The sequence below is a fragment of the Lysinibacillus sp. NPDC056185 genome (assembly GCF_047737915.1).
Taxonomy (GTDB): Bacteria; Bacillota; Bacilli; order Bacillales_A; family Planococcaceae; genus Lysinibacillus.
Genome location: NZ_JBLLLQ010000050.1, coordinates 1 through 23,895, shown reverse-complemented (window position 1 = coordinate 23,895; position 23,895 = coordinate 1). Strand labels below are relative to the sequence as shown.

21 protein-coding genes are annotated in these 23,895 nt (G+C 37.0%); 14 read left to right on the top strand and 7 right to left on the bottom strand.

Annotated features, from left to right (window positions below):
* The first annotated feature begins 187 nt into the window (after nucleotides 1-187).
* The 3 genes from ACMZ42_RS25640 (at nucleotide 188) to ACMZ42_RS25630 (ending at nucleotide 2,911) form a co-directional block, all read left to right on the top strand.
* On the top strand, nucleotides 188-616 hold the full coding sequence (locus ACMZ42_RS25640; protein ID WP_415733229.1) for a hypothetical protein: 429 nt from the start codon (nucleotides 188-190) through the stop codon (nucleotides 614-616).
* 233 nt (nucleotides 617-849) lie between these two features.
* The gene (locus ACMZ42_RS25635) at nucleotides 850-2,187 is read left to right on the top strand and encodes an AAA family ATPase (protein ID WP_415733228.1); all 1,338 of its coding nucleotides are present in this window, start codon (nucleotides 850-852) and stop codon (nucleotides 2,185-2,187) included.
* Nucleotides 2,180-2,911 (top strand): hypothetical protein, encoded by a 732-nt coding sequence (locus ACMZ42_RS25630; protein WP_415733227.1) that lies wholly within the window; start codon nucleotides 2,180-2,182, stop codon nucleotides 2,909-2,911. The genes ACMZ42_RS25635 and ACMZ42_RS25630 overlap by 8 nt, the downstream gene beginning before the upstream one ends.
* Before the next feature lie 250 nt (nucleotides 2,912-3,161).
* On the opposite strand, the gene ACMZ42_RS25625 is transcribed toward ACMZ42_RS25630, so the two are convergent.
* Complete coding sequence (locus ACMZ42_RS25625) at nucleotides 3,162-8,255, bottom strand: DUF4132 domain-containing protein (protein ID WP_415733226.1); 5,094 nt, start codon at nucleotides 8,253-8,255, stop codon at nucleotides 3,162-3,164.
* 11 nt (nucleotides 8,256-8,266) lie between these two features.
* Nucleotides 8,267-8,686, bottom strand: a complete 420-nt coding sequence (locus ACMZ42_RS25620; RefSeq protein ID WP_415733225.1) for a hypothetical protein — start codon at nucleotides 8,684-8,686, stop codon at nucleotides 8,267-8,269.
* Nucleotides 8,687-8,872: 186 nt separating this feature from the next.
* Between ACMZ42_RS25620 and ACMZ42_RS25615 the strand changes: the two genes are divergently transcribed.
* From ACMZ42_RS25615 to ACMZ42_RS25585, 7 genes are all read left to right on the top strand, one after another.
* Complete coding sequence (locus ACMZ42_RS25615) at nucleotides 8,873-8,995, top strand: sigma factor (protein ID WP_415733224.1); 123 nt, start codon at nucleotides 8,873-8,875, stop codon at nucleotides 8,993-8,995.
* A 407-nt stretch (nucleotides 8,996-9,402) separates the two neighbouring features.
* Nucleotides 9,403-10,575, top strand: coding sequence for a glycosyl hydrolase family 18 protein (locus ACMZ42_RS25610; RefSeq protein ID WP_415733231.1), 1,173 nt, complete (start codon nucleotides 9,403-9,405; stop codon nucleotides 10,573-10,575).
* 241 nt (nucleotides 10,576-10,816) lie between these two features.
* The gene (locus ACMZ42_RS25605; protein ID WP_415733223.1) at nucleotides 10,817-13,051 is read left to right on the top strand and encodes a YcdB/YcdC domain-containing protein; all 2,235 of its coding nucleotides are present in this window, start codon (nucleotides 10,817-10,819) and stop codon (nucleotides 13,049-13,051) included.
* 152 nt (nucleotides 13,052-13,203) lie between these two features.
* Complete coding sequence (locus ACMZ42_RS25600) at nucleotides 13,204-13,638, top strand: MarR family winged helix-turn-helix transcriptional regulator (RefSeq protein ID WP_415733222.1); 435 nt, start codon at nucleotides 13,204-13,206, stop codon at nucleotides 13,636-13,638.
* A gap of 50 nt (nucleotides 13,639-13,688) precedes the next feature.
* Nucleotides 13,689-14,666 (top strand): ring-cleaving dioxygenase, encoded by a 978-nt coding sequence (locus ACMZ42_RS25595; protein ID WP_415733221.1) that lies wholly within the window; start codon nucleotides 13,689-13,691, stop codon nucleotides 14,664-14,666.
* A gap of 64 nt (nucleotides 14,667-14,730) precedes the next feature.
* Nucleotides 14,731-15,348 (top strand): nitroreductase family protein, encoded by a 618-nt coding sequence (locus ACMZ42_RS25590; RefSeq protein WP_415733220.1) that lies wholly within the window; start codon nucleotides 14,731-14,733, stop codon nucleotides 15,346-15,348.
* Nucleotides 15,349-15,410: 62 nt separating this feature from the next.
* Nucleotides 15,411-15,953 (top strand): NADPH-dependent FMN reductase, encoded by a 543-nt coding sequence (locus ACMZ42_RS25585; protein WP_415733219.1) that lies wholly within the window; start codon nucleotides 15,411-15,413, stop codon nucleotides 15,951-15,953.
* Between the two features lie 150 nt (nucleotides 15,954-16,103).
* Here the strand turns inward: ACMZ42_RS25585 and ACMZ42_RS25580 are convergent, their stop codons facing one another.
* The 4 genes from ACMZ42_RS25580 to ACMZ42_RS25565 all read right to left on the bottom strand — a co-directional run bounded on the left by ACMZ42_RS25580 (nucleotide 16,104) and on the right by ACMZ42_RS25565 (nucleotide 18,377).
* Nucleotides 16,104-16,700 (bottom strand): biotin transporter BioY, encoded by a 597-nt coding sequence (locus ACMZ42_RS25580; protein ID WP_370083153.1) that lies wholly within the window; start codon nucleotides 16,698-16,700, stop codon nucleotides 16,104-16,106.
* Nucleotides 16,701-17,065: 365 nt separating this feature from the next.
* Entirely contained in the window at nucleotides 17,066-17,380 is a 315-nt protein-coding gene (locus ACMZ42_RS25575) for a DMT family transporter (RefSeq protein WP_370083151.1), read from the bottom strand.
* Nucleotides 17,380-17,733: a DMT family transporter gene (locus ACMZ42_RS25570; protein WP_370083149.1), complete on the bottom strand. Its 354-nt coding sequence runs from the start codon at nucleotides 17,731-17,733 to the stop codon at nucleotides 17,380-17,382. The genes ACMZ42_RS25575 and ACMZ42_RS25570 overlap by 1 nt, the downstream gene beginning before the upstream one ends.
* 65 nt (nucleotides 17,734-17,798) lie before the next feature.
* Entirely contained in the window at nucleotides 17,799-18,377 is a 579-nt protein-coding gene (locus ACMZ42_RS25565; RefSeq protein WP_370083147.1) for a TetR family transcriptional regulator, read from the bottom strand.
* A 146-nt stretch (nucleotides 18,378-18,523) separates the two neighbouring features.
* Here ACMZ42_RS25565 and ACMZ42_RS25560 point away from each other — a divergent pair, with 146 nt between their 5' ends.
* From ACMZ42_RS25560 to ACMZ42_RS25545, 4 genes are all read left to right on the top strand, one after another.
* Nucleotides 18,524-18,694, top strand: coding sequence for a hypothetical protein (locus ACMZ42_RS25560; RefSeq protein ID WP_370083146.1), 171 nt, complete (start codon nucleotides 18,524-18,526; stop codon nucleotides 18,692-18,694).
* Between the two features lie 70 nt (nucleotides 18,695-18,764).
* Nucleotides 18,765-19,931 carry an endonuclease Q family protein gene (locus tag ACMZ42_RS25555; RefSeq protein WP_415733230.1) on the top strand — a complete coding sequence of 389 codons (1,167 nt, stop codon included), beginning with the start codon at nucleotides 18,765-18,767 and terminating at the stop codon, nucleotides 19,929-19,931.
* A 210-nt stretch (nucleotides 19,932-20,141) separates the two neighbouring features.
* A complete protein-coding gene (locus ACMZ42_RS25550; RefSeq protein ID WP_370083144.1) occupies nucleotides 20,142-21,764 on the top strand; it encodes an S-layer homology domain-containing protein in 1,623 nt (540 codons plus the stop codon).
* 346 nt (nucleotides 21,765-22,110) lie between these two features.
* Nucleotides 22,111-22,464, top strand: coding sequence for a two pore domain potassium channel family protein (locus tag ACMZ42_RS25545; protein ID WP_370083142.1), 354 nt, complete (start codon nucleotides 22,111-22,113; stop codon nucleotides 22,462-22,464).
* A gap of 423 nt (nucleotides 22,465-22,887) precedes the next feature.
* Here the strand turns inward: ACMZ42_RS25545 and ACMZ42_RS25540 are convergent, their stop codons facing one another.
* Entirely contained in the window at nucleotides 22,888-23,577 is a 690-nt protein-coding gene (locus ACMZ42_RS25540) for a Pr6Pr family membrane protein (protein WP_370083140.1), read from the bottom strand.
* Nucleotides 23,578-23,895 lie beyond the last annotated feature (318 nt).

The window sequence follows — 23,895 nt, the reverse complement described above, 5'->3', positions numbered from 1 at the left end:
CTCTATATACTGTGCTCATTAAATGCGCGAATATGTAGGATGGCTGAGAATTTTATAGACATGTTTTCACTTCCTTAGTTTTTTTATCAAAAATAGTTTCTAATAAACAATAAAAAGGCAATCCATTAGTTCGTATTTGAACTTCTGGATAGCCTTTTTGCTAAGTCATTTATCTTGGACTTCCAATATGTCAGGTGACAAATCTACATTCCTGGTAGGTTTAATCCAGGGAATCCTGGTAAACCTGGTTGGCCTGGTAAGCCAGGATATTGCCCGCCTGGAAATGGCATCGGACGTGGTGGATATGGTTGTGGTGGATATGGCTGCGGAGGACGTGGTGGATATGGTTGTGGCGGATATGGCTGCGGAGGACGCGGTGGATATGGTTGTGGCGGATATGGCTGCGGAGGACGCGGTGGATATGGTTGTGGCGGATATGGCTGCGGAGGACGTGGTGGATAAGGTTGTGGTGGATAAGGCTGTGGCGGACGTGGCGGATGTGGATGTGGGTGTGGAGGGCGCGATGGATGTGGTTGAGGTGGATAAGGCTGCGAAGGGCGTGTCGGATACGGTGATGGGTTTAAAGATGGGTATGGGCTACCAGAAGGCATGGTAGGGTGATACGGAATGTTAACATCAAGATCTTCGGGATTAAATCCAGGATTGACCAATGAAACACACCTTTCTTCGTTTTTTCTTTTCTAACATATGCCTACTATTAGGATTGTCATAGGCACTAAACTAGACGAATGATTGATAAGGGTATAATTCATTAAAATATAAAATGTTATAAAAAATATCAAATTTAATTATAATAGAAGAAAATATCATTAAAGGATGTTTAAATAAATGACCATTATAAAAATCAAGAAAATAAAAGTACAAAATTTACGAAATGTACGTCATGGTGAAATTATGTTAGCGGTAAATTTCGAGACGTTTCTTAAGTCAAATGTTGTAGGCTTATACGGACAGAACGGTTCTGGAAAAACAACTATTGTTGATGCATTTGGCTTGTTAAAGGCACTTATCTCCGGCTGGATCGCTGAAATTAAATTACCATCTCAGGAAAAGAAATTAATTATGGCAGGGGAGGATACAGCAAGTATTGAGTTCGAGTTTCTAGTAGAAAATCAATTTGGCACATTTTTTCTTAATTATTATGTAGAGTTACAAGAAGATGAAAACAGACTGTACACAACGGTTGAGCGTGTAGCTTACAGAGAAAACGAGAAAGGGAAGCGTTCAAAGATTTTAATTAATGTTACAGAGGAAGACATACAACTACGTAAAGCAAATCTTTCTGATATGAATGAAAAAACGCGTATCCAATTACTAGTCACTCATCAATTAGCTAAAAAACAATATATGTCCTTTGTCTTTCACAAAGATATAAAGCCGTTATTACAAGACAGGTTGTCAGAGCTAGAAATGCAATTGCTTCATAATTTAGCAATAGATTTTAATCAGGATTTACATGTCGTTAATAATCAAAATATCGCACCATTATTTGAAGAGCGTAGTATGCCTTTTAGCATCCATCTCGAAAAAACTCGTGGTTCTATCCCTTACAATTTGAAGGGGCCAGCGTTATTGCAAGAGGACGCATTTTACGTGTTATGTGAAGTAATAGAGCAAAGTAATCAAGTATTATCAGCGATTATTCCAGGTCTGTCTATAAAGATTAATGTACTTACAAAACAAACTATGGATAATGGAGAAAAAGGAATTCGTTTTGAATTTTTATCGCAACGAGGGGAGCGCGAATTACCGTTACGGACAGAGTCAGAAGGAATTTTGAAAATTATTTCTGTACTTAGTGTGCTCATTGCAGTTTATAATAACCCAAATGCTTGTGTAGTAATAGATGAATTAGATTCGGGTGTTTTTGAATATTTGTTAGGCGAGTTGTTAACAGTGATTGATGAGGGCGGAAAAGGTCAACTTATTTTTACGTCTCATAATTTACGTGTGTTAGAGGTGCTAGCTATTAAAAACTTATGGTTTACGACAACGAATGAAGATCGTCGTTATATACAGCTAAAGGGTATTAAAGAGGTAAATAATGCTCGAGATGTTTATTTACGTGCAATTCAGTTGGGCGGGCAGGATGAAGATGTTTATAAGGAAACGAAGACATTTAAAATTAAGCGTGCCTTTAGAAAAGCGGGTGTCCAGCATGACTAAAAAAGTACTTTTAATCATTGTAGAAGGGCATACAGAGCAAATTATTTTAGAGGATTTTCTAGATGAACATTTTGCAAATTCAACGATTCGCTTCGATGTACAACGGGAGGATATTTTAACGAAATGGGATGCTAATAAACGGATACCTAATATTAAAAATAGTGTTACACGAGTGATTCAGAACTATTTGGAGAAGTATAAGTTTTTAGCGAAGGATTTAACCGCTGTCGTTCATATTACTGATGCAGACGGTTGTTTCATTGCCCCTGAATTTGTCAAGGTGAAGGAAGATATTGAGCAAAATTTATTCTATACAGAAGATGCAATATTAGTGAAATCAGAGAAGCGTAAGGAGCAAATCGAACAACGAAATGAAATGAAGGCGAATAATGCTAAAATCCTTATGGCAAATGATCATTTTAGCATTCATCGATTAAGAATACCGTATCAGCTATTCTATTTTTCTACAAACTTAGAGCATGTACTATGGAATGAACGTAATGAAGTAGCGACGGAAAAGGTGCAAAAGGCTGATGAATTTATGGAAAGATTATCGAGCTCCATAGAAGAATTTTTAAAAGAATATGTCCCAGTTAACCCCGAGCTTCCGTATAAAGAAAAAATGAAAATGAGCTGGTCATTTTTAATGGAGGGCTGTAATTCATTACAGCGCGGAACGAATGTACCGTTATTATTTGAAATGATTAAATCAGATGTACAATAAAATGCCCTCCGATGTTCAGTGGAGGGCATAGATGGTGACTATCATTTCGATGAGATTAAGGTGTCATAGTATAGCTCTTCGGCAAAACGAGGGGTTGATTTCTGTTCCGACTGGGCGCTTTGTCGCTGCCGCTACGTTAGCACTACGCTTTCTGAAATGCCCTCCAATATTAAAATGGAGGGCATTGATAATTTAACAACAGGTGACGAAAATAATCTAGCAGTATTTCCGGTTTTATGCACATGAGTCTTTAGCGCATTTGCTCGTAGCTACGAATATGTCCTAAAATAGCTGGATCTTTAATTTTTGTATCTTCACTTAGCAGTAAAAGTTTTGACATAATTTCGGCTGTGCGTGGGTCGTCATCCACCATTGGTAAGAAAATGCGTCCACGGTGCTGAGATGGTACGGCGAGTATTGGAATCATTGATCCGCCCACTTGATGAACAACACCACTACCTAAGTGCAATGAATAGCTTGCGAGTTTGCCTTCAATAAGTGCATGTTGTTTTTTCACTTCAACATTCGTTAGCTTTAATAACTTCGCTAATTCCTCCACAATGACGCTACGCATATCAATTGTAGAATGGCTTGCTTCTGGATCGACACCACCAACATGTGCAACACTTACAACGAGGTCAATATCCCGCATCACTTCAGAGAATATCGTTGCAGGAATGTCATCTAATACTAGATCTTTACCTGTTAAACGATTATAGAAATAGACGCCTTCAATTGCTGGTGCTTCGATTTCGGCTGGTGTAAACCAATCTGCCTGCGCATACAAGGAAGCAACGATGTTTTCCTTGTAATACACTTTTCGTGGTCCTTCATCATAACTAATTTGCCAGCCGCGTGTTTTTAGGAGTGCAACCGTTTGAGAAGGATTCACTTGATGTCCCGCATAGCGCAATGATCTCTTTTGTTCCTTTTCATCTGCATTTATTACATACAGCTCGCGGAATATTTGCTTAAATGGCTGTTTTATTTTTTGCTCAAACATATAAGCTTGCCATTGTCGCCATTGTCCGCTTTCAAGCAGGTGGTACGGATGGGCAATCATTAATGTTGCTGTTGGAGCAAGCGATACTATTTCATCTGATAGTAGCTTGAGACCATCCTTGGTTAGCAATCCTAAATGTTCTTCATTTTTAAAGACGAGTTTTTGAAGAAGCGGTGCTAAAATCGGATGCTCTAATAAATTGATCAGCTCTTCGGCAGAGAATTTAGTTTCAAGCTCCATTGCCTGTTCAAGAGCTGGGCGTGCTCGTTTATATTGCTTCTGCATTTCTTTTCTTGCCTCTTGTAATGCTAAAACTTGCTCCTGCTTTTTCAATGCAGCAGGGATATTTTTTAGTCGTTTTCCATCCTTTTCAACGATAATCGTGACACTTGCATCTTCTTCAATTTGTAGATGTGCAGTGATATGTTCGATTTGTTGTGCATCGAATAAATGTTTTATATCGGTAAAGGCTGCTAGCTCCATGCGCCATGTGAAGCGAGTTGTTTCGCCATCTCCGGCATTACGTGCTAAATTTTCGAGCGCGATGCTGGCTGCACGTGCTTCGCTCGCACGACGCTGTGCGCCAAATTGTTTGCTTTCCTTTAAAAACTGTTGGATGAATTGATAGCGTGTTAGTGCATCCTTTTGATCCGATTTTTTCAGTGGAATCAGTCCGAGTGCGCGTAGTTTATCTTTATTGCGTTTATCACCAATTTCTTCCATTAACGGTTTTGGGCTAAGCTTGCCTATTGCTGTATCTGCATAAAGTTGTGCTCGACGATGATTAGCTCCCTCCGATGCGTATTTTGCTGCATCATATACGAGCTTGAATTTTTGGGCGCCTAGTGTTTGATACGCGCTTTGGAACCAAGTTAAATCAAATGCACCGTCACGGAAATCTTCAGCAGTAATGCTGGAGAATAGGGCAATCTGATCTTTAGCAAAGTCTGATAAATAGTCAGTAGTATGAGCGATAAAGTACCAAGCTGATTCTTTTAATCCTTCCCAGCCAATTACTTCACTAACAAGGTCTATCCAATGCTGGTTATACATCATTGCTTCAATTAGGCGCTCTTTTGAAATATCTGTTTTTTTCCATGCATTTTTTAATTGCTGTGCATTTTCATCTTTTTTAGGATAGCAACTTGCAAGGAGACGAGAGAAAACATCCTTCTTCGTTTCAGCCTGCCAAATATAGCCGCGAGCAAGCTTTTCACCATCAAGTGCTTGTAAAATTTTTAAGAAATAATCAATACCCTCGAAATAGGAAATGCTTCTAGTGAGCTCCGTTACTGCTGTAGGAATATCACCGCGCATAAGCTCTATTTCTAAAATTCGATCAATGGCCTGCTCACGAACAGCAAAGAATTTCGATAAGTCTTCAAATGACTCTTTATAATGTTCTATTAATTTGTTTGGAGCAACCAACATCTCAGACGCTAGCGTATCTGTAAAGATGGCTTCAAATAAATGATCCTGAGTGAATAAACCTACATTAAAAGCATCTAAATATTGGTATAATTTTAGAGAGTAAATACTCGGGCTATATTGCTCTTTCTGCATCCTCTTTGATAACTCTTCATTGATGGCCAGCATTTTGAGAAATTCACCGTAAGTCTTATAGGCTAAGAAACATCGATCAACAAAGGTATCAATAACATCTAAATCTACTAATGATGAAGTAGAGCGATAAAAATAGTCCTTATCTCGTACCGCTAACTTCCACTGCTCAGCAGGTATTTGTGTTAACAGCTGAAGCATAATACCGATTGCTTGCTCAAAAGCGTTAAATTCTGGCGAATGCTCTTCAAGTAATGCGACAGCCTTTTTATGAAGCTCCTGCTCTCCAACAATATTATTCAAATCAAGTGTAAGGACAGTGAAAATTTGTTTCATTGTTCGCTGATATTTTAATGCTTGGAACTTAGTAACGAGATCTTTTATTTCTACATAATTAAAGAATGGAGTGATTAAGGTTTGTGCTGCTTCGCTCAGTTCATGTGCCGCAGGATGTTCAGATAGATTGTTATAAAAGTTAAAATACGCTAAATCCTCTACACTGAATTTGGACGTCTTTATCCACTGGAGAATGTCATCTGGTATCGGATATACATCAAGACTTGCGTTTCGATTATTTTCTGCTTTTGATGCAACGACATTAAATGTTTGTCCTAATGTTGTTGTGATTGGCGTATCATCCCATTGATATTGATATGTCTCATACTCATATTGGGCATTAGCATCTAATAGTTGAATGAGCTGCTCGAGCTTTAATATAAGCTTCTCTATATCATAATCAAAGAATTTTTCTAGTGGCATTGTTTCTTGTAAATATAAAGGAACTAGTTGCTGCCATGCTTCCATGCCATTCATCTTTATATCTGTTTTTGAAATGCTGTCATATTGAATAGGAGGGTGTGGCGTATATAAACCAAAACCATTGTCCTCGTTATATTCTGGTACATCACTAGTTAACAATTGATCTAACAACACTTGCTCAGTTTTTGTTATTTTTGGAAGCTGGTCGCATAATGCTGTTATTTGCTCGCTAGTTAGGTGATATTCTTTAGAGGCCTCTAACAACAATTCTAGCCCTCCAAGTCGCTTCAACTGCTTCTTGTCCTGAATAAGTCGCTCAGCGCTTTGCAATATTTTCTCCTGCGGCTGTAGCTTTAAGAGGAAAATAGCTTCCTTTCGAAGTGAACCTGATTTATTCGCTAAAAGGTCCTCAATTTTTAAAATTTCATCGTCTGTAAGTGTTAGTGATTGTATCTTTTTCAATGCAAGGGAACGATTAATGGAGCTTCGATCTCGTAAAGCGCTAAATAGAAAATCACGTTTTCCTTGCGTAGTAATATCAAGACAATAAATATTAAGAAGGCCGATTCTACTTGTAGGAGAGTAAGAATCTGCATTCGAAATAATACGTTGAAATAGCTCTTCATCTTGTAAATGATTGGCCAAAATTATTTGTGTGGAAATTAAATCTTCTAATGACAAGTGTGCATAGACGAATGATAAAGGTTTTCCTGCAATCGTTATACCATCTTTCGTAAGTTCACCCTTTGCCCATTCAAGCTGTTCAAATAGAAGGTATTCAATGCCTTGCAGTTGGGTATTTTCCTGCAAGAACTTTTGTATATCTGTAATCCAATCGTTAGCCCAAGCATATTCACTATTAATATAGTTATTTGCGTTTAGGAAATTCCCCCAAGCAAATGTAAATAGCTCAATATCCTTTGTTGTTAAAATGAGACCCTTAACAAACGGAGCAGTGAAGGAAACTTTCCCTAGATTTTTCAAAAATGCGAGCGTTGTCAACTGGATATGCTTTTCGCGTTGTAACAACTCTGGCAAAATAGTATCGAGCTTCGAATAATCCTTCGTTGAAATTGTCCATAGTGCTACGTAAATATCAATCGTTCGTTCACTTTTTAATAGCTCTAGTGTGAAATGATCGTCTTCAATTGCTCGAATCGCTAATGACAATACTTCCTCTGTTACTTTTTGATTTTCAAAGCTATTATAGCCAAGCCCCATCCAAGTATCGACTGCGCGAATAACTGAGGAGAAACGAGTTAGCTGATGCTCCTGAATAAGCTTCATAATGGTAAGCTGTGCCTCTAATGTGCCATGATCAATATTTTCAACAATGGCTTGGCGTAGTCCCTCTTGACGTGCAGCAGCAACTAATAGTTTACCGAGTGCCTCATGTAGGCGAGTATTTGTTGATTTGAAAATCCCTCTTATTAGTGGATATCCAAAAAAACTGCCTTGATGCTCGTCAAATAATATATGTTCAACGGCTTCTTCCATAGCAGGATTTTCTATTGACAGTTCTTCAGCAAGCATTTGTTCAAAAACATTAAAAGGCATTACCTTCTTATTTTCATTTTTAACCACAAAGCAGCTGTAATTAGGGTATGAACCATGCTCATATTGATTGTGATTCATCAATAATTCCTGTAGATTCATTTCTTCAAATGTCAGCATTTCTACAATTAATTGTAAGCATTGAAAAAGGTGGTCCTGTACGGAATGTGTAGATCGAAATGACCTACGCATAATGTCAGTCTGAAACATTGTTGTATCGTAACGTAATATCAATTTCTTAATAGTTTGAGCACGTTCTTGCGATGAAAATAGTGTTAGTACATCGAAAAGGGTTCCGGTAAATAGCTCCTCAAGTGTCGTGATCTCCAAATCAGCAATTTGCTGTTTAATGGAAAAATCGCGATCATCCATATATTGAAGTAATGCTGTAGCCATTGGTTGAATGGCTTTTGGTGCAGTATCTATTTTACTTTGGAATTGGTTTTTTTGATCGTTTGATAGTGTCATGGAAATCCTCCTTACCAAATTCGTCCTGCTAGCATTGTCAGTTTAATAAACGTAAAAACATCATCTTCTCGTATTGCTAAAGGTTCATTAAGTGAATTTAATTGTTCTTCGTTCTGTAATACTAAAAAAAGTTCGTCTTCAAAGGCTTGAAGAACTGTGGATATTGCTTGATCAACAGACTGCGTAGAGGCATTTTTTTTCTCACCAAAATGTACTTTGCCATGCAGCGCTGCATCCTCTAACTGCTGATCAGTTATATAAATATGAAGCGGATTATCCACCGTCTTTTCGTTATAATTATGAACCTCTTGTGTGACGAGTTGCTTAAGTAAATCTTTTAAAGTATGGACAGGCTCTTCAATAGTGAATGGGATCTTTTGAAGTTTACGCGATTTTTTGCCGATCATTTTTTGTTGGTAAAATAAACGCAACCTAACACCTCCTTACAGTAATTTCATTATACAAGAGAGTAAACGGTGAAAAGAATGAGGCGTTTTACGCTAGTTGTGTAAAAGAAAAATTGGGAAAAGGGTAACAAATAATTTGTTGCGACGACTTATTAGGGAGTGTAGAAAGTGGGGTGAAGTTTTGCATCATGATATTTCAAAATAGAACATTTGTACGATTGTTATCATCGTGATGTGTATCATTTTGCGCTGTATTATACAAATTGCAAACAAGAGGCAGAGAATATTACGCAAGAAATGTTTTTTTTAGCGATGAAGAAGTTAGACAATTGAAAGGATAAAGATAAAGTAAAAACTTGGATCTTATCAATTGCACGAAATACAGCAGTGGATATACATAGAAGGAAGAAAATAAAGCATCTATTTTATTATTTATAAACCTTTGTCGAACGTGTCATAAATATTATAAAAAAATCAAAGAAAATAATGTTCATTCGCTAGAATAAGCGATGGATCTTTTTTCGTTTTAGGGAATCTATCCTTACTGAGCACTGACATCTTTTCATTTCCTAATTCATAAGCTTTACAGGTGTGATTTTATCAAGCTAGAAGGAGGCACTGACATTCAAATACATGTTGTACGGGCAGGGGAGTCCTTATGGGGAATTGCGCAGGCATATGGGACAACAGTTCAAAATATTGTAGATGCCAATCAAATTCCTGAACCAAATCGATTAGTTATAGGGCAAGCGCTTGTAATACCGATTGTCGGAAATTTCTATTATGTGCAGTCAGGAGATAGTCTGTATTCAATCGGCCAACGCTTTGGCATTAATTATTTAACACTTGCTCAGGTGAACAATATTAGTCCGAGTCAACCGTTATCGATTGGTATGCGACTTTATATTCCACCTCAACCAAAAACAAGAGCTGAAACATTGGCATATTTAGAGCCGAGAGGGACATTCGTTAGTGAGGCATTACTAAGTCAAGCAAGAGAAGCGGGTCCATTTTTAACTTATCTAGCTTTATTTAGCTATGAGGCAAGGCGAGATGGAACGCTTAAGGTACCACCGAGTCAAGGTGTAGCGCAAATTGCAAATGATACAGGTGCTTCTCTAGCAATGGTTGTCTCAAATTTGGAGAATTTTAGTTTTAGCGGTGATTTAGCGAGAGATATTTTTCAAAGTACAGCAGTACAGGATTTGCTCTTTAATAATATTCTTGAAGAGGCAAAGCGTTTAGGAACCGTTAAAGATATTCATTTTGATTTTGAAAATTTGCCAGGCGATCAACGACAGGCGTATAACAACTTTTTAAGGAGAGCGGTGAGTCGATTCCATCCTCAGGGATATACCGTATCGACAGCGCTAGCTCCGAAAACAAGTGCTAGTGAGCGAGGTCCGTGGACGGAGGGGCATGATTATAAAGCACATGGAGAAATAGTGGATTTTGTTATGTTAATGACTTATGAATGGGGCTATTCTGCAGGGCCACCTATGGCAGTATCGCCACTTCCAGAGGTAGAAGCGGTTGTTAAATATGCAGTAAGTGAGATACCTCGGAACAAAATTATACTTGGACAGAATTTGTATGGGTATAACTGGACATTGCCTTTTGTACAGGGGGGGCCTAATGCAGAAGCGGTTAGCCCACAAAGAGCAATCGAGATTGCTAAGAAATATAATGCTGCTATTCAGTTTGATTTAAGATCTCAAGCACCGTTCTTTGAATACTATGATGAGCAAGGTAAAGCACATGTGGTGTGGTTCGAAGACGCCAGATCCATTCAAGCGAAGTTCGATTTAATCAAACGGTACAGACTCCGAGGAGTAGGCTATTGGAAGTTGGGTCTACCATTCCCTCAAAATTGGCTATTAATTGGGGCGAATTTTGATGTAGTAAAGAAATAAGAATCTTAAGGAGTAATCAAATAATTTCGCATTGGCGTAATTGCCGCTGACGCTTCGCTTTCGCGCAGAAAAGATATGTTGCTGTCGCTTCGCTTTCGCACAGAAAAGATATGTTAAATGAAGATAAGATAGCTCTATGTCCATTCTGTTTTCTGATAAACAAAAATAATCTGAAAATGTCATATCTATTTATGGTAATCTATACTATAATTATGGTAAATGATATTCTAGGAGGGATATTTTGGTAAAATTCAAAAAGTTAGGTATCATACTAACTTCTACTGCATTTTCTGTTAGTGTACTTTCGCCAATGACACAAGCTTCAGCTAATGTAAAAGAACCACAAGAGAGAGTTGCAATTCAAGTTTCTTCAACAGAAACAAAAGTAACAAAAAGTATGCTTATTAAGCAATTGAATACAATATTCCCAGACAAGTTCAATTTTGTAACAGAGAAAGATTTCTCAATGGGGGAAGCGCATTACTATAATGATGACAAAACGATACGCTATGAATTGAACTTTAATAAGACAATCAATGGCAAAGACGTTTCTGGTGATTTTACTTTTAAAGGCGAAGATTTGGAATTAGAAAACTTCTACTATCAGCCTGTCAATATAGCGGAAGCATTGTACCCAGTGAAGTATTCAGAGGGTGAAGCAAAGAAAGTTGCTCAAGACTTCCTAAAGAAATTGCCGAGCACTGCGAATTACAAGCTTCGTGAAGACAATAGATATAGCGACTTTGGTTTTAGTTTTAGTAGACCTTTATCCGAACCAATTTCGTATTCATTCATGTACTCGCCTACACACAATGGTGTGTCACTTAGTAATGAGTTTATCAATATTACAGTTCTAGCAAATGGTGAAGTTACAAGTATGTATCGTTATACTGAGCCAACTAGCAAGGCAACATTTGATAACTTAGATCAGAAAAAGAATGAGTCAGACATCCTTGCACAGGTTCGCGAAAATCTATCAGTTGATTTACGTTATATAGTTGACTACAACTACCAAACAGGCGAAGGTATTGCTAAGCTTGCGTATATGCCACCAACAAGCTTTAATGGTGTACATGCAATAAATGGGCAGTGGAAAACAATGAATGGTTTCACTTCTCAAGTACCGAAGGCAAAAGGTGTAGAAAAACTTGTATCGCAACCACTTGCACCTAAAAAAAATGGTATTACATTAGCAGAAGTTGAAGAGTTAGCTAAGTCTATTTTAAAAGTTGATTCAGACAAAGCAAAGCTACAAATTCATTCGGTTAATGAAAGAGAAAACGAAAATGGCGAAACAATTTATGATGTGAATTATATGTATGATCTCGGTAATTACGGCACAGGCAGTTCACTTGAAGTGAACAAGGCAACAGGTGAGATTACAAACTTCTGGGATACAAGTAGAGAATTCATGCAGACAGATGATAAAGTAGAACCAATTTCAAAAGATGCTGCATTAACAAAAGCAATAGACTATTTAAAAGAGTGGGTTCCGTCATATATTCATAACTATTCAAAACCAATAGAAGATGCAGTATATGATAAAGACAGCAAACAGTATTACTTCTCTTTCCCACGTATTGTCAATGGCATTGCCGTAGTAGGGGATGAAATTTCCGTTGGGATCAGTGCAGATGGGAAATTAAGTGCTTTACATGTTAGTAATCGTAAGATTGATGATTGGCCGTCTGTAAACAAAGCTATTCCTGCTGATAAAGCAAAAGCAATGTTCAATGAGGGGCTAAAATTGGAGCTACAGTATGCAAAACAGGATGGCGAGGATAATCACCACTATGATTTAGTATACTCTCCGGTTTATAATGGAAGCTTGTTCAATATTCTTGATGCAACAACTGGTGAATGGCTTCTAAAAGTTGATGATTCTAAAGAAAAACCAGCCATTTCACATCCAACAGCTGGAGGAGAATTAACTTATTTATTACGCCAAAACGTGTTAGAGGTTAAAGACCCAGCTAACTTTAATGCTGATACAGCCGTAACAAAGGGAGAAGCTTTGAAAATTTTAGTTAAATCATTATCATACGGATATGATTTCGGTCCGTATGGAAGAGATAACGATAAGCAATCCTTCGATAATATTGACAAAAAGCATCCATTATACGGAATCGTTGAACAAGCAGTAAGAATGGGCATTTTACAACCGGCGGATCAATTTGCTGTAGATACAGCATTGACTCGTCAAGAGCTTGCCGAATGGTTAGTTCGTGTATTAAATTTAGAGAGTGCTGCTAAGCATAGTGACATTTACAAATTAAACTTTACTGATGCAAGCTCAATTGACCCAGCGTACGCAGGTTATGTTGCTTTAGCGAGTGCAATGGGACTAATTGATGGACAGCAAAATAAATTCAATGCTACTGAGAAAGTGACATATGCGGATTTGGCTGTATCTACAGTTCGTCTAGCAAAGGCTGCCTTTGAACAAAACAGCAGCGGTCGTCATTACTATTATTAATCGATAATTTATACGTGAAAGGGCATCCTCTAATTTTTGGGGATGCCTTTTTTGTGATTACAGTAAAAAGGTTGCTGATTAGTAGCTTATATGTTACTATTATCTCGAATTAAAGATAAATGAATTCGAAGTAAATAGAAAGAGGGAGTCGTATGAAGGAAGACAATCGTAATTTAAAAGCTTTTACGGTATTGTTCCGAGCATATCAAACGATTCAAGATGCAACAAAGAGAGATTTACTTCAATACGATTTAAATCAAACGGAATTTTCGGTACTTGAGTTTTTATATCACCATAGTGAGCAACCAATCCAAGTGATTGGAAAGAAAATTTTAATCGCAAGTAGTAGCATTACGTATGTAATTGATAAGCTCGAACAAAAAGGTTTTGTGTATCGACGTGCTTGCCCGAAGGATCGTCGTGTCACGTATGTTTTATTAACATATGAAGGGCAAACGTTGATGGAAGAAATATTTCCGAAGCATGAACAAAAAATTAACGAGATTTTTGAAGTATTAGATCAACAGGAGATGGACACAATGACTCTGTCTCTGAAAAAGGTTGGTTTGAACGCAGTTAATAAATAAAAAATTTTACGTATATATCTCGAAATCGAGATAAATAGGAGGAACATAAAATGAATCATTTAAAAGGAATTCACCACGTTACCGCTATTACAAGTAGTGCGGAAGAGAATTATAAATTTTTTACTTATGTGTTAGGGATGCGATTAGTGAAAAAAACGGTTAATCAGGATGATATTCAAACATATCATTTATTTTTTGCAGATGATAAAGGTAGCGCTGGCACCGATATGACATTTTTTGATTTTCCAAACATTCCAAAAGGTGTGCATGGAACAAATGAAATTTCCAAAACTTCATTCCGCGTGCCAACAGATGCGGCATTGGATTATTGGGTAAAACGTTTCGATCGATTAAACGTTAAACATTCAGGTATTAAAGAGCAATTTGGAAAGAAAACTTTATCTTTCATTGATTTTGACGATCAGCAATATCAACTTATTTCTGATGAAAACAATACAGGTGTTGCATCAGGCACTCCATGGCAAGATGGACCGATTCCTCTTGAATATGCAATTACAGGCTTAGGTCCGATTTTTGTAAGAGTTGCTAATTTTAAATATTTCAAAGAGATGCTAGAAAAAGTGATGCTCTTTACAGAAATTGCTGAAGAAGGGGATTTCCATCTGTTTGAGGTTGGTGAAGGTGGGAACGGTGCACAAATCGTTGTAGAACTTAACACAGTTTTACCAGTAGCTCGTCAAGGCTTCGGTACAGTACATCATGCTGCATTCCGCGTAGAGGATCGAGCTGTACTAAATGAATGGACTGAACGATTTGAAAGCTTTTACTTCCATACTTCTGGTTACGTAAATCGTCACTTCTTTGAATCACTTTATGCACGAGTAGCACCACAAATTTTATTTGAGCTAGCTACTGATGGCCCAGGATTTATGGGTGATGAGCCTTATGAAACTTTAGGTGAAAAATTGTCGTTGCCACCATTTTTAGAGCCAAAACGTGCACAAATTGAAGAACTTGTCCGTCCAATTGACACTGTAAGAAGTACGATTACGTTCGATAAAGAATAGGAGTAATACTTTTTATTCCAATCAGACTACTGATTGGAAATTACATACTCTTGGGGGTTAGTAGATGGAATTTGCAAAGCTAATAGATAAGCGCCGATCAGCAAATAACTTTATAGAGGGCATCAAGATGAGCGAAGAAGATATACGTCCCATTTTGGAGGATGTTAAGCTAGCTCCATCCGCCTTTAATTTACAACATGCCGATTATATCGTCGTATTAGATGAAGAGAAAAAAGAAAAAGTAAGAGAAGCAGCATACGGGCAATATAAAGTGCACTCAGCCTCAGCGGTTATCCTTGTTTTAGGAGATAAAGAAGCCTATAAAAATACTGCTAACCTTAATCAAGGGATGGTAGACTTAGGCATTATTAATGCATGTGAATTAGATAATATCGTCAATGAAAACGCAAAATTTTATGAAGAACGTGGCGAGGAATTTATGAAGGAGGAAGCCATTCGTAACGCTTCACTTTCAGCTATGTTATTTATGCTGGCAGCCAAAAATCGTGGATGGGATACATGTCCAATGATCGGCTTTGATCAGCAACAAATGAGAGCTCTTTTTAATGTTCCAGAAACATATGAAATTGCACTAATGATTACTATAGGTAAGGAAAAAGAAGATAGTCGCCGTTTACGTGGTTATCGTAAACCAGTTGAAGAATTTGCAACCTATTATTAGGGCAGTATAAAATAAAACTGTTAACAAATAATAAAATGAATGCACATTTAGGAGGAAACAACGTGAAAGTAGTAGCAATCGTAGGTAGTATCCGTAAAGAATCTTATAATATGCAATTAGCGAAATTTGTTCAAAAGCGTTATGCAGAGAAAATTGATCTTGAAATATTAAGTTTGAACGATTTACCAATGTATAATCAAGATATCGAAAATGAAGCACCGCAAACAGTATTAGATTTTAAAGCAAAAGTAAAAGCGGCAGATGCAGTATTATGGTTAACGCCAGAATATAATGGTACAGTGCCAGGTGTTATGGTTAACGCTATCGATTGGTTATCTCGTGTTGATAAAGTAATGATTGGCAAGCCATCATTCATGATGGGGGCATCAATGGGTAACTTAGGTACCGTTAAAGCACAATTACATTTGAGAGATATTTTATTTTCACCTGGAGTAAATTCACCATTACTTAGTGGTAATGATGTTTATATTGGAGCAGTACACTTTAAATTTGATACAGAAGGCAATTTAACAGATGAAGGTACTATCAAATTCCTTGATGTAGTTATTGATAACTTCTTAAACTGGATGAAAAAATACGTTTAAAAATAAAAAATGCCCCATAAGTATAACAATATACTTATGGGGTATTTTTGGGTTTATTGGGTTTAATGGAGCACATGAGAATCGGCTCATCGGACGCCCATGGGAAAGCGCCCAGTCTGGACGGAAATCAACCCCTATGGTGATAAGCTTTTATTTAATCGGAATTATTTTTAACACTTTTTGAAGGCGGTATGCAAATATACCTGCAAATATAGCTAAAATAATATCCTTTGGCAAAGGAGGCATCATCCAAAGCCATGCTAACTTATAAGTGAAAGCATCAGGAGCACTAGCCCATAACTTGTAGGCAAAGTACATCCAATTCGTTCCTAGTAAGTAATTAATAGCTGTTGCAACTAATGCAGCAACTACATAGCTTTTCTTCGTTCCACTACGTTCTACAATAAGCCCCGCGACAAATGCAGCTAATATGTAAGAAACAATGAAACCAAAAGTAGGGCTTATAATTTGACCAAATCCTCCGTAGAAACGAGCAAATACAGGTGCACCTGCTAAACCTATGCACATATAAACAGTACAAGCGAGTGCCCCTTTTCTACTACCAAGAATAAGTCCTGCTAAAATAGCAAAAAAGGTTTGCAATGTTATAGGTACGCCACCAATCATCATGAAAGGTACTATAGACGTGATATTAGCTCCTATCATCAGCAATGTTGAAAATAGTCCAATGTATGCAAGATCGACTGTTCTTAATTTGTGATGCGTGTGTACTGGAACTGTTGTCATTATTTCACCCCTAAAAAGTAATGTTGATAATAATAGTGTAAAAAAATAAACATTTTGTGTCAACTCATTAAAAATAATAGTTAACACAAAATGTTTATCCTGCTTAATTGTTACTTATAGACTACCGATTAAAATATATGATAGAAACGAATGGTGATGGTACGACTTTTTGTACAATGTGACACTTAAAAGAAAGTCGATGCAAAGCCGAGGCTGTCTCGAACTGTAAACGAGGAGTTGTTCTATGGTGATTTCAGCCCTCTGGAAAGCGCCCAGTCGGAACGGAGATCAACCTCTCACTTTGCCAAAAAGTCATACTAGGCTTTAGCACTCACTCACAATACTTTGAATTAAAATAGAATAAATTAAGATACTGCTTTTAATCCTGCCACACCAATGATAATGGCGATGATACTAATAATTCGAGTCAGGTTTTTAGATTCACCAAAGAATATAATATTCACGAGAACAGCACCAACTGTACCAATACCAACCCAAACGACATAGGCGATGCTTAACTGTAAATAGTTAAAGGATGCATATAATAGTACAAAGGACATCCCAAAGCCGCCTAGATATATTAATAAATTTCGTATGTTTTTTTCCTGACTATAATAGCGTAAACCAACAACACCGACAATTTCTGAAATTGCAGCTAATAAAACAAGTATCCAACCCATTATGCATTAGCTCCTTTCTCTTCAACATGATCTTTTGAAGGGTTATCAGCTAAATTAAGACCAATAACACCCAGTACTAAAATAAACATGAAAATTCCTTTAATAGCATTAAACTCACCGTCAAAAATAAAAATGTCCATTAATGTAGTACCAATTGTACCGACCCCAGCAAAAGTTGCGTAAACCGTTCCTGTAGGTAGGTTTTCGCAAGCCTTCGATAAGAAGTGGAAATCCAATGCAATTAGGGACACAATAATAGCCCAATGCCACCAGGAATCGGCAACATTAAAACCGAATATCCAAAACAATTCAAACAAACTAGTTAATCCAACATAAATCCAATCTTTTTGCATAGTTAAATTCCTTTCTATCATTATGACTGACATTCAGTCATTTTCAACTTAAAAGAGAACGTCACTTATGCGTGACGTAAATCGAGTGCATGATGTAAAAAGTCGAGGAGCTCAAGCTTTTGAAGTCTAATTGTTTCTTCTTCACTGTCGTCATACAAATAAATTTGTTCAGCGGCAGATTCTACTAAACCGATTATAAGTTTAGAAGAACGAGTAGTATTTAGAGAAGCTCGTATCGTTCCTTGTTGTTGAGCTTCAGCTAAGAAATGATTCATCCATTCGTAATAGGGAGCATATATATTTTCCCATTCTTTCATATGCTCAGTTTGTGTAATACCGGCATAGATAAGTGCAAATACATCTCGATATTCCTCTGTTAGAGAAAAAACAATATCTACTACTTTTTCTAGCTGCTTTGCAAAAGGCTCCTGTTTTGAAATCCCATCGTTAATAGCAGCAATAATTTTCTCAACCATAACTTTTGCGATGGCTGGCATAACTGAAAGACGTGATGGGAAATAAAGATAAAATGTCCCTTGCGCGATACCTGCAGCTTTTACGATGTCTGAAACCTTTGTCTTCTCAATTCCTTTTTCACGGAAAACTTCAATTGCAGCATGAATTATTTTCTCTTCTTTTGACATGAAATCCCTCGCTTTTGTCCTGCTTATTTAATATGTTACAAAATAGCTGAAATAAAGTCAAAGAAAATGACTGACAATCAGTCATTTTCTTTGTGTATATATGTTTTTTATTTGGGGAACTTTATTCGTGAAAGGATTTGATGAAAATGGAAGAGATAAAGATTGCGCAATTAGATCAACAACAGCTTGAAAAACTTAATGAGCTAGAAAAGAACATGGGAGTGACATTAGTGGCCTATGATTCTTCGACAATGCCAGGACAGGGCTCAGGTGCTTTCGAATCAAACAATAGTACTAACAGCAATCATCCATCATAATTAAGAATAAAATGCCTTGCAGCAATGTGAGGCTTTTTTTATGTCATCTAAAAATAGGAGGGAGACAATGATGCAAGATTTCTATGCAGATTTACATATTCATATTGGACGTACTTTAAGTGGACGTGCTGTTAAAATTACTGGCAGTAAAACGTTAACGTTAGCAAGAATTTTAGAGACTTCAAGTGCAAGAAAGGGACTAGATATTATCGGGATTATTGATTGCCATTCACCAGAAGTAATGGATGAAATGGCAGAGATGATAGAACAAGGAGAACTGAAGGAGCTAGAACAGGGAGGGCTTCGTTTTCAAGATACAACACTTATTCCAGGTACTGAAATGGAGATTTATGATCATCATTGCCTTGGACCGATCCATGTCCTGGCCTATTTTCCAACACTTCTGCATATGAGGGAATTTTCAAATTGGATGTCTAATCATATGAAAAATATTCATTTAAGCTCTCAGCGAATTTATTGTGATGGTCGAACATTACAGCAAAAGGTTCATGAATTAGGTGGACTTTTTATTCCTGCTCATGTTTTTACCCCATTTAAAAGTTTGTTCGGTAAAGGCGTACATCATAGTTTAACGGAAGTATTTGACCCTCAGCTTATAGATGCAATAGAGCTTGGTTTGAGCTCCGATACTGAAATGGTGAGTAACATTAAAGAGCTGCAAGCATATACATTTGTCAGCAACTCTGATGCTCATTCACTTGGAAAAATTGCACGTGAGTATCAAAAATTAAGACTATCTCATGCAAATTTTACAGAATTAAAGATGGCGCTTCATGAACAGCAAGATCGAGTAGTAACAGCCAATTATGGCTTAAATCCTTTACTTGGTAAATACCACGAGACTGTCTGCGCGAAATGTGGTGAGCAGCTTAGCAATTCGGCAACAATCTGTACAAACTGTGAAAGTACGCAAATTATTAAAGGAGTTGCAACACGCATTAAGGAACTTTCAGAGCAAGTTACAGATAAACGTGCACGACCACCATATATTCACCAAATACCACTAGACTTTATTCCAGGATTAGGGCCAAAAATGATGGAACGATTAGTACAAGCATTTGGTACAGAGATGAACATCTTGCATCGAGTTACGCTAGAACAACTCGAACAAATCGTGCCGCACAAAATTGCCAAGATGATCGATTTAGCAAGAACAGGGCAATTGGCAATTGAAGTTGGTGGTGGCGGTGTTTATGGGAAAGTTCAACTAGAGTAAAACACGATTTTTAGCTCATCATCAAAAGTTGTGGATGACATTTGTTAAAACGTAGGTAGTAAGTTGATGACTGGACGCTCCCAGGAAAGCGCCCAGTCGGAACGGAAATCAACCATACGTTATGATAAAAATCTCAATTTGCCTTATTTAACCCATTTTTATCCTATTTATATTAAAATAGTAATTAGTGAAAATTGGAGGAGTGGGTGTATGCAATTATCAAAGAAATTTCGGTTTTTAGCGGCTAGCGTTCTGGCATTACAGTTAGTAGTACCGATAAGTGTAAATGCTGAGGAACAAAGAGACTACATAGCGCCAAGTTGGGTAGTTCAAGCGGATTATGTAGCACTGGGAGATTCCTTAGCACATGGTATGAATGACGTTGGTATCATCGGGTTAGGTTACACAGATTTTGTTGCACAAGCTTTACAGCAAGATGGTTTCATCGCTTCTTATAATAAAGGATTTGCATATTCAGGCTATACAACGAAAAATATATTAGAAGATATACAAAATAATGTGGAAAAGCCAGTGGTAGGATTCGGTTATCAAAGTGAGAAGGTAAAGCTTCACACATCTATTAAAGAGGCTGAGATTATTACTCTTACCGCTGGCGCCAATGATATAATACCTATTTTAAAAGAGTCTCAGACAACTGGCATTAATGCAGCAGCGATGTTAAAAGCTTCCCAAGAGGCAATAAAAAATATTGCTACTATTTTAGAAGAAGTGAAGAAGCTTAATCCGAATGCTCAAGTTTATGTAATGGGTTATTATAATTCATTTCCGTACTATAGTGAGGATTTACAGACACAATTTAAAATGCTATTAAAGGTTATGAATGCGACGATAAAAACAACTGCTGAAAAAGCGGGTGCCGTTTTTGTACCGACATACGATATTGTAGCAAAAGATATTCCAAGCTATTTACCAAATCCTGAAAATATCCATTTAAGTGAAGCTGGCTATTTAGCAGTAGCGAACGAGGCATTTTTACCAGCGATTAAAGCAAGTTCTTTATGGGATGTATCAAAATTTATTCAAGCAAATATGAAAGATCGTACAACTGTAAAAATAAGCTGGCAGGAAGCGAGAGATAATATAGGTGTCACTAGTTACAACGTATATGTAAATGGAAAACTAACATTTACACAAAATGCTGAGACAACGGCGATAACCTTGGATAATTTAACAGAGAATACAGCATACACGGTAGCTGTTAAAGCGGTTGATGCAGCTGGTAATGAAAGTGTTCAAAGTCCATCAGTTACTTTTACTACAAAGAGAACTTTAAGCTTTACCGATATAGAAAATCATTGGGCAAAGGAGTATATTCTGAAGGCCGCTGAAGAAGGTATTATGAAAGGTTATGCAGATGGTACGTTTAGACCTGAGCAAAATGTTACTCGTGCACAGGCTGCTACGATGCTTGTTAGAAGCCTAGGTTTAACGACGAAGGAACAGGCACCATTTTCAGACATCGCAAGCTATGATGTTGGAACCCAGTCAGAAATTGCAGCAGCTTATGCGTATGGGCTAATTAAGGGAACGGATGGTAATTTTAATCCAGGACAGCCAGTTACTCGCGCTCAATTAGCATTAATGATTAATCGTGCTTATGAACATCAACAAAAGCAACCTTATGCTGTGAAAGGAAAAGCACCATTCTCAGATATTGCCTCTTACAATGAAGAAACAAAACATGCAATAACGATGTTGTATGAACAAGGTATTATTATAGGTAGTGAAGGAAAGTATTTACCAGAGGCTCCAACAAAGCGTAGTCATGCAGCGAAAATATTTATAAATTTTAAAAATCTATTAAAGAAGTAAAATAATTTAAGGTAGGGATAGTAAATTGAAACCTCTACCTTTTGATTTTATATATGTTATTTTTATTGCGATGAATATCTAGTACAAGTTAGGGGCTCACATCAAAAGTTGGAGATGGCAATTGTTAAAATATATACCAAGTGTATAAGTTGATTGGAGTGAAGGCTGGGCGACTCCTCGGGGATAAGCGGCTCATTGGACGCTCCCAGGAAGCTTTGCTCTGCGCGAAAGCGAAGCGACAGCAGCAAAGCGCCCAGTCAGAACGGAAATCAAACCACACTATGTCGATGAACCAAATTAGAATTGTAATAATACTGAAGTGAAAATGGATCAAAAGGAGAATGCGATGCTGTCATTTATTTTATCTGCGAAAAGATTGCTAGTAGGCATGTGGAAGTCATTCAAGCGTCCACAATTTCTATCTTTGTTTACAACATTATTTTTTATCATTCTTTCAGGGACAATGTTTTATAAAGGAACGGAAGGCTGGTATTGGCTTGATGCCATGTATTTTGCAGTAGTGAGTTTAATTCCCACAGGTGTTGAGACGGGACTGTATCCTACTAGTGATTTTTCAAAGATATTTACGATGATTTATTTAACTTCTTTCAGCAAGTCTCCCACCTCAATTGTTGGTGAAACGAATGCGGGTTTAAGTTACTTCTCAGTGGGTGTACAATCAACCGCTGAAAGAAGTTAAAAGCCTCCGGCGGATGTCACGGAAATCGGAAAGGAGTTCTTTGTGCAAGCACAAAGCCGATTCCGGACACAATTATGCCGAGGCATAATTGATTTATTGGAACAGGCGTCATGTTTATTACGCTATTAATGCTCGGCCGATCAATAGTCGATTTTACAATTGAGGAAGAAAAGAAAGAACAAGCAAAAAAACGTCTTAAAAAATAAAAAGAGGGTGGGACAAAACCCTCTTCTGAAAACTAATAAGCCGTTGGAATTTTACGACGTGTAAAATCAGCAATGTAACTTCTATTCGTCGGAATTAAGTTCACCCACACTAGATGTGAAAAAACCCAATAAAAAAGCAATGACCCTTTTTTATAGTTATGATGTAATCACTATAAAAACATAATAACCAACCAAAAGATCATTGCTATGGATAACATTATTTGCTTACAACTAAAGGTTTATAAACTTTCTTGTCAAACAAATACATAATATGGCTAAGTACCAAGAAAAATAATATAAGGCCACCGATGTAGACAAGGGATTTTGCTCCTACCCTGTCATAGTCAAAGAAAAAGTAAGCATAATGTACTGGTTTCCCATCAATTGACGATATATTGTACACATATCCCATTAGACCTGTGATAGTAGCAAATGCCACATATGAGAGCGGGTATATCAAAACATAATATACATCTCGGTATTTTAAATGATTAGATTCTGTAAATAGAAAATAATCTACAAGGCAAAGAATAGGTGTAATCAAATGTACTGCAAGATTATCAAATTTCCAAAGATAAAAACTTCCACCCATTGTAAAGGTAGTAGGAGCAAGAAGCACCCAATAAACGATAAGTGTTAAAAGTAAATCAATTACACATACCATTTCAAAGCGTGGAAAATAGCCAGCACTTCCCGTCTTACCATCATTTATCAATCCCTTAACTGTACGTATAGTAAGTATACTAAACAAGATCAGTGCTAAAAAATTGCTTTGGATAGTATAGTACATAATTGTCTTAAAATTCATATTGCCCGATAGGATGCCCATACGTGATAATAAACCATATAATACAAAAAGAAGGCTACCTATTCTAAATAATAATGCTATAACTCTATTACGTATCATACGATTCCTCCTAATCTATATTAATATCATTTCATCTTAAATTTTAAAATTATAGCATTTTAGCGAAAAAATGTCAAATATTTACCTTTCTTCGGATTTATTTGTAATTTTAGATTGATTGTTACTATTCAGCTTTAATGATATAAGGCCTAGCGTCACTTAATAGGTCTTCCCCTTGATCTGTAATGACCTTAAAACTCCAAAATATGACGCATGTTAAAGTCTGACTACTCCCACAGCTAAAGCAGTGGGGTTCTTATGTACTTAAGAGAAGCGTTACAAAGCTCTCCACAGATGGTGTTGCCATGTCCTGTGTAC

Coding starts and splice junctions, on each gene's coding strand:
- ACMZ42_RS25600 (WP_415733222.1), top strand. CDS start 13,204: ATGAAGGAAGACAATCGTAATTTAAAAGCTTTTACGGTATTGTTCCGA.
- ACMZ42_RS25640 (WP_415733229.1), top strand. CDS start 188: ATGTCAGGTGACAAATCTACATTCCTGGTAGGTTTAATCCAGGGAATC.
- ACMZ42_RS25630 (WP_415733227.1), top strand. CDS start 2,180: ATGACTAAAAAAGTACTTTTAATCATTGTAGAAGGGCATACAGAGCAA.
- ACMZ42_RS25540 (WP_370083140.1), bottom strand. CDS start 23,577: ATGATACGTAATAGAGTTATAGCATTATTATTTAGAATAGGTAGCCTT.
- ACMZ42_RS25570 (WP_370083149.1), bottom strand. CDS start 17,733: ATGCAAAAAGATTGGATTTATGTTGGATTAACTAGTTTGTTTGAATTG.
- ACMZ42_RS25580 (WP_370083153.1), bottom strand. CDS start 16,700: ATGACAACAGTTCCAGTACACACGCATCACAAATTAAGAACAGTCGAT.
- ACMZ42_RS25550 (WP_370083144.1), top strand. CDS start 20,142: ATGCAATTATCAAAGAAATTTCGGTTTTTAGCGGCTAGCGTTCTGGCA.
- ACMZ42_RS25595 (WP_415733221.1), top strand. CDS start 13,689: ATGAATCATTTAAAAGGAATTCACCACGTTACCGCTATTACAAGTAGT.
- ACMZ42_RS25555 (WP_415733230.1), top strand. CDS start 18,765: ATGCAAGATTTCTATGCAGATTTACATATTCATATTGGACGTACTTTA.
- ACMZ42_RS25565 (WP_370083147.1), bottom strand. CDS start 18,377: ATGTCAAAAGAAGAGAAAATAATTCATGCTGCAATTGAAGTTTTCCGT.
- ACMZ42_RS25545 (WP_370083142.1), top strand. CDS start 22,111: ATGCTGTCATTTATTTTATCTGCGAAAAGATTGCTAGTAGGCATGTGG.
- ACMZ42_RS25575 (WP_370083151.1), bottom strand. CDS start 17,380: ATGGGTTGGATACTTGTTTTATTAGCTGCAATTTCAGAAATTGTCGGT.
- ACMZ42_RS25590 (WP_415733220.1), top strand. CDS start 14,731: ATGGAATTTGCAAAGCTAATAGATAAGCGCCGATCAGCAAATAACTTT.
- ACMZ42_RS25560 (WP_370083146.1), top strand. CDS start 18,524: ATGGAAGAGATAAAGATTGCGCAATTAGATCAACAACAGCTTGAAAAA.
- ACMZ42_RS25625 (WP_415733226.1), bottom strand. CDS start 8,255: ATGACACTATCAAACGATCAAAAAAACCAATTCCAAAGTAAAATAGAT.
- ACMZ42_RS25635 (WP_415733228.1), top strand. CDS start 850: ATGACCATTATAAAAATCAAGAAAATAAAAGTACAAAATTTACGAAAT.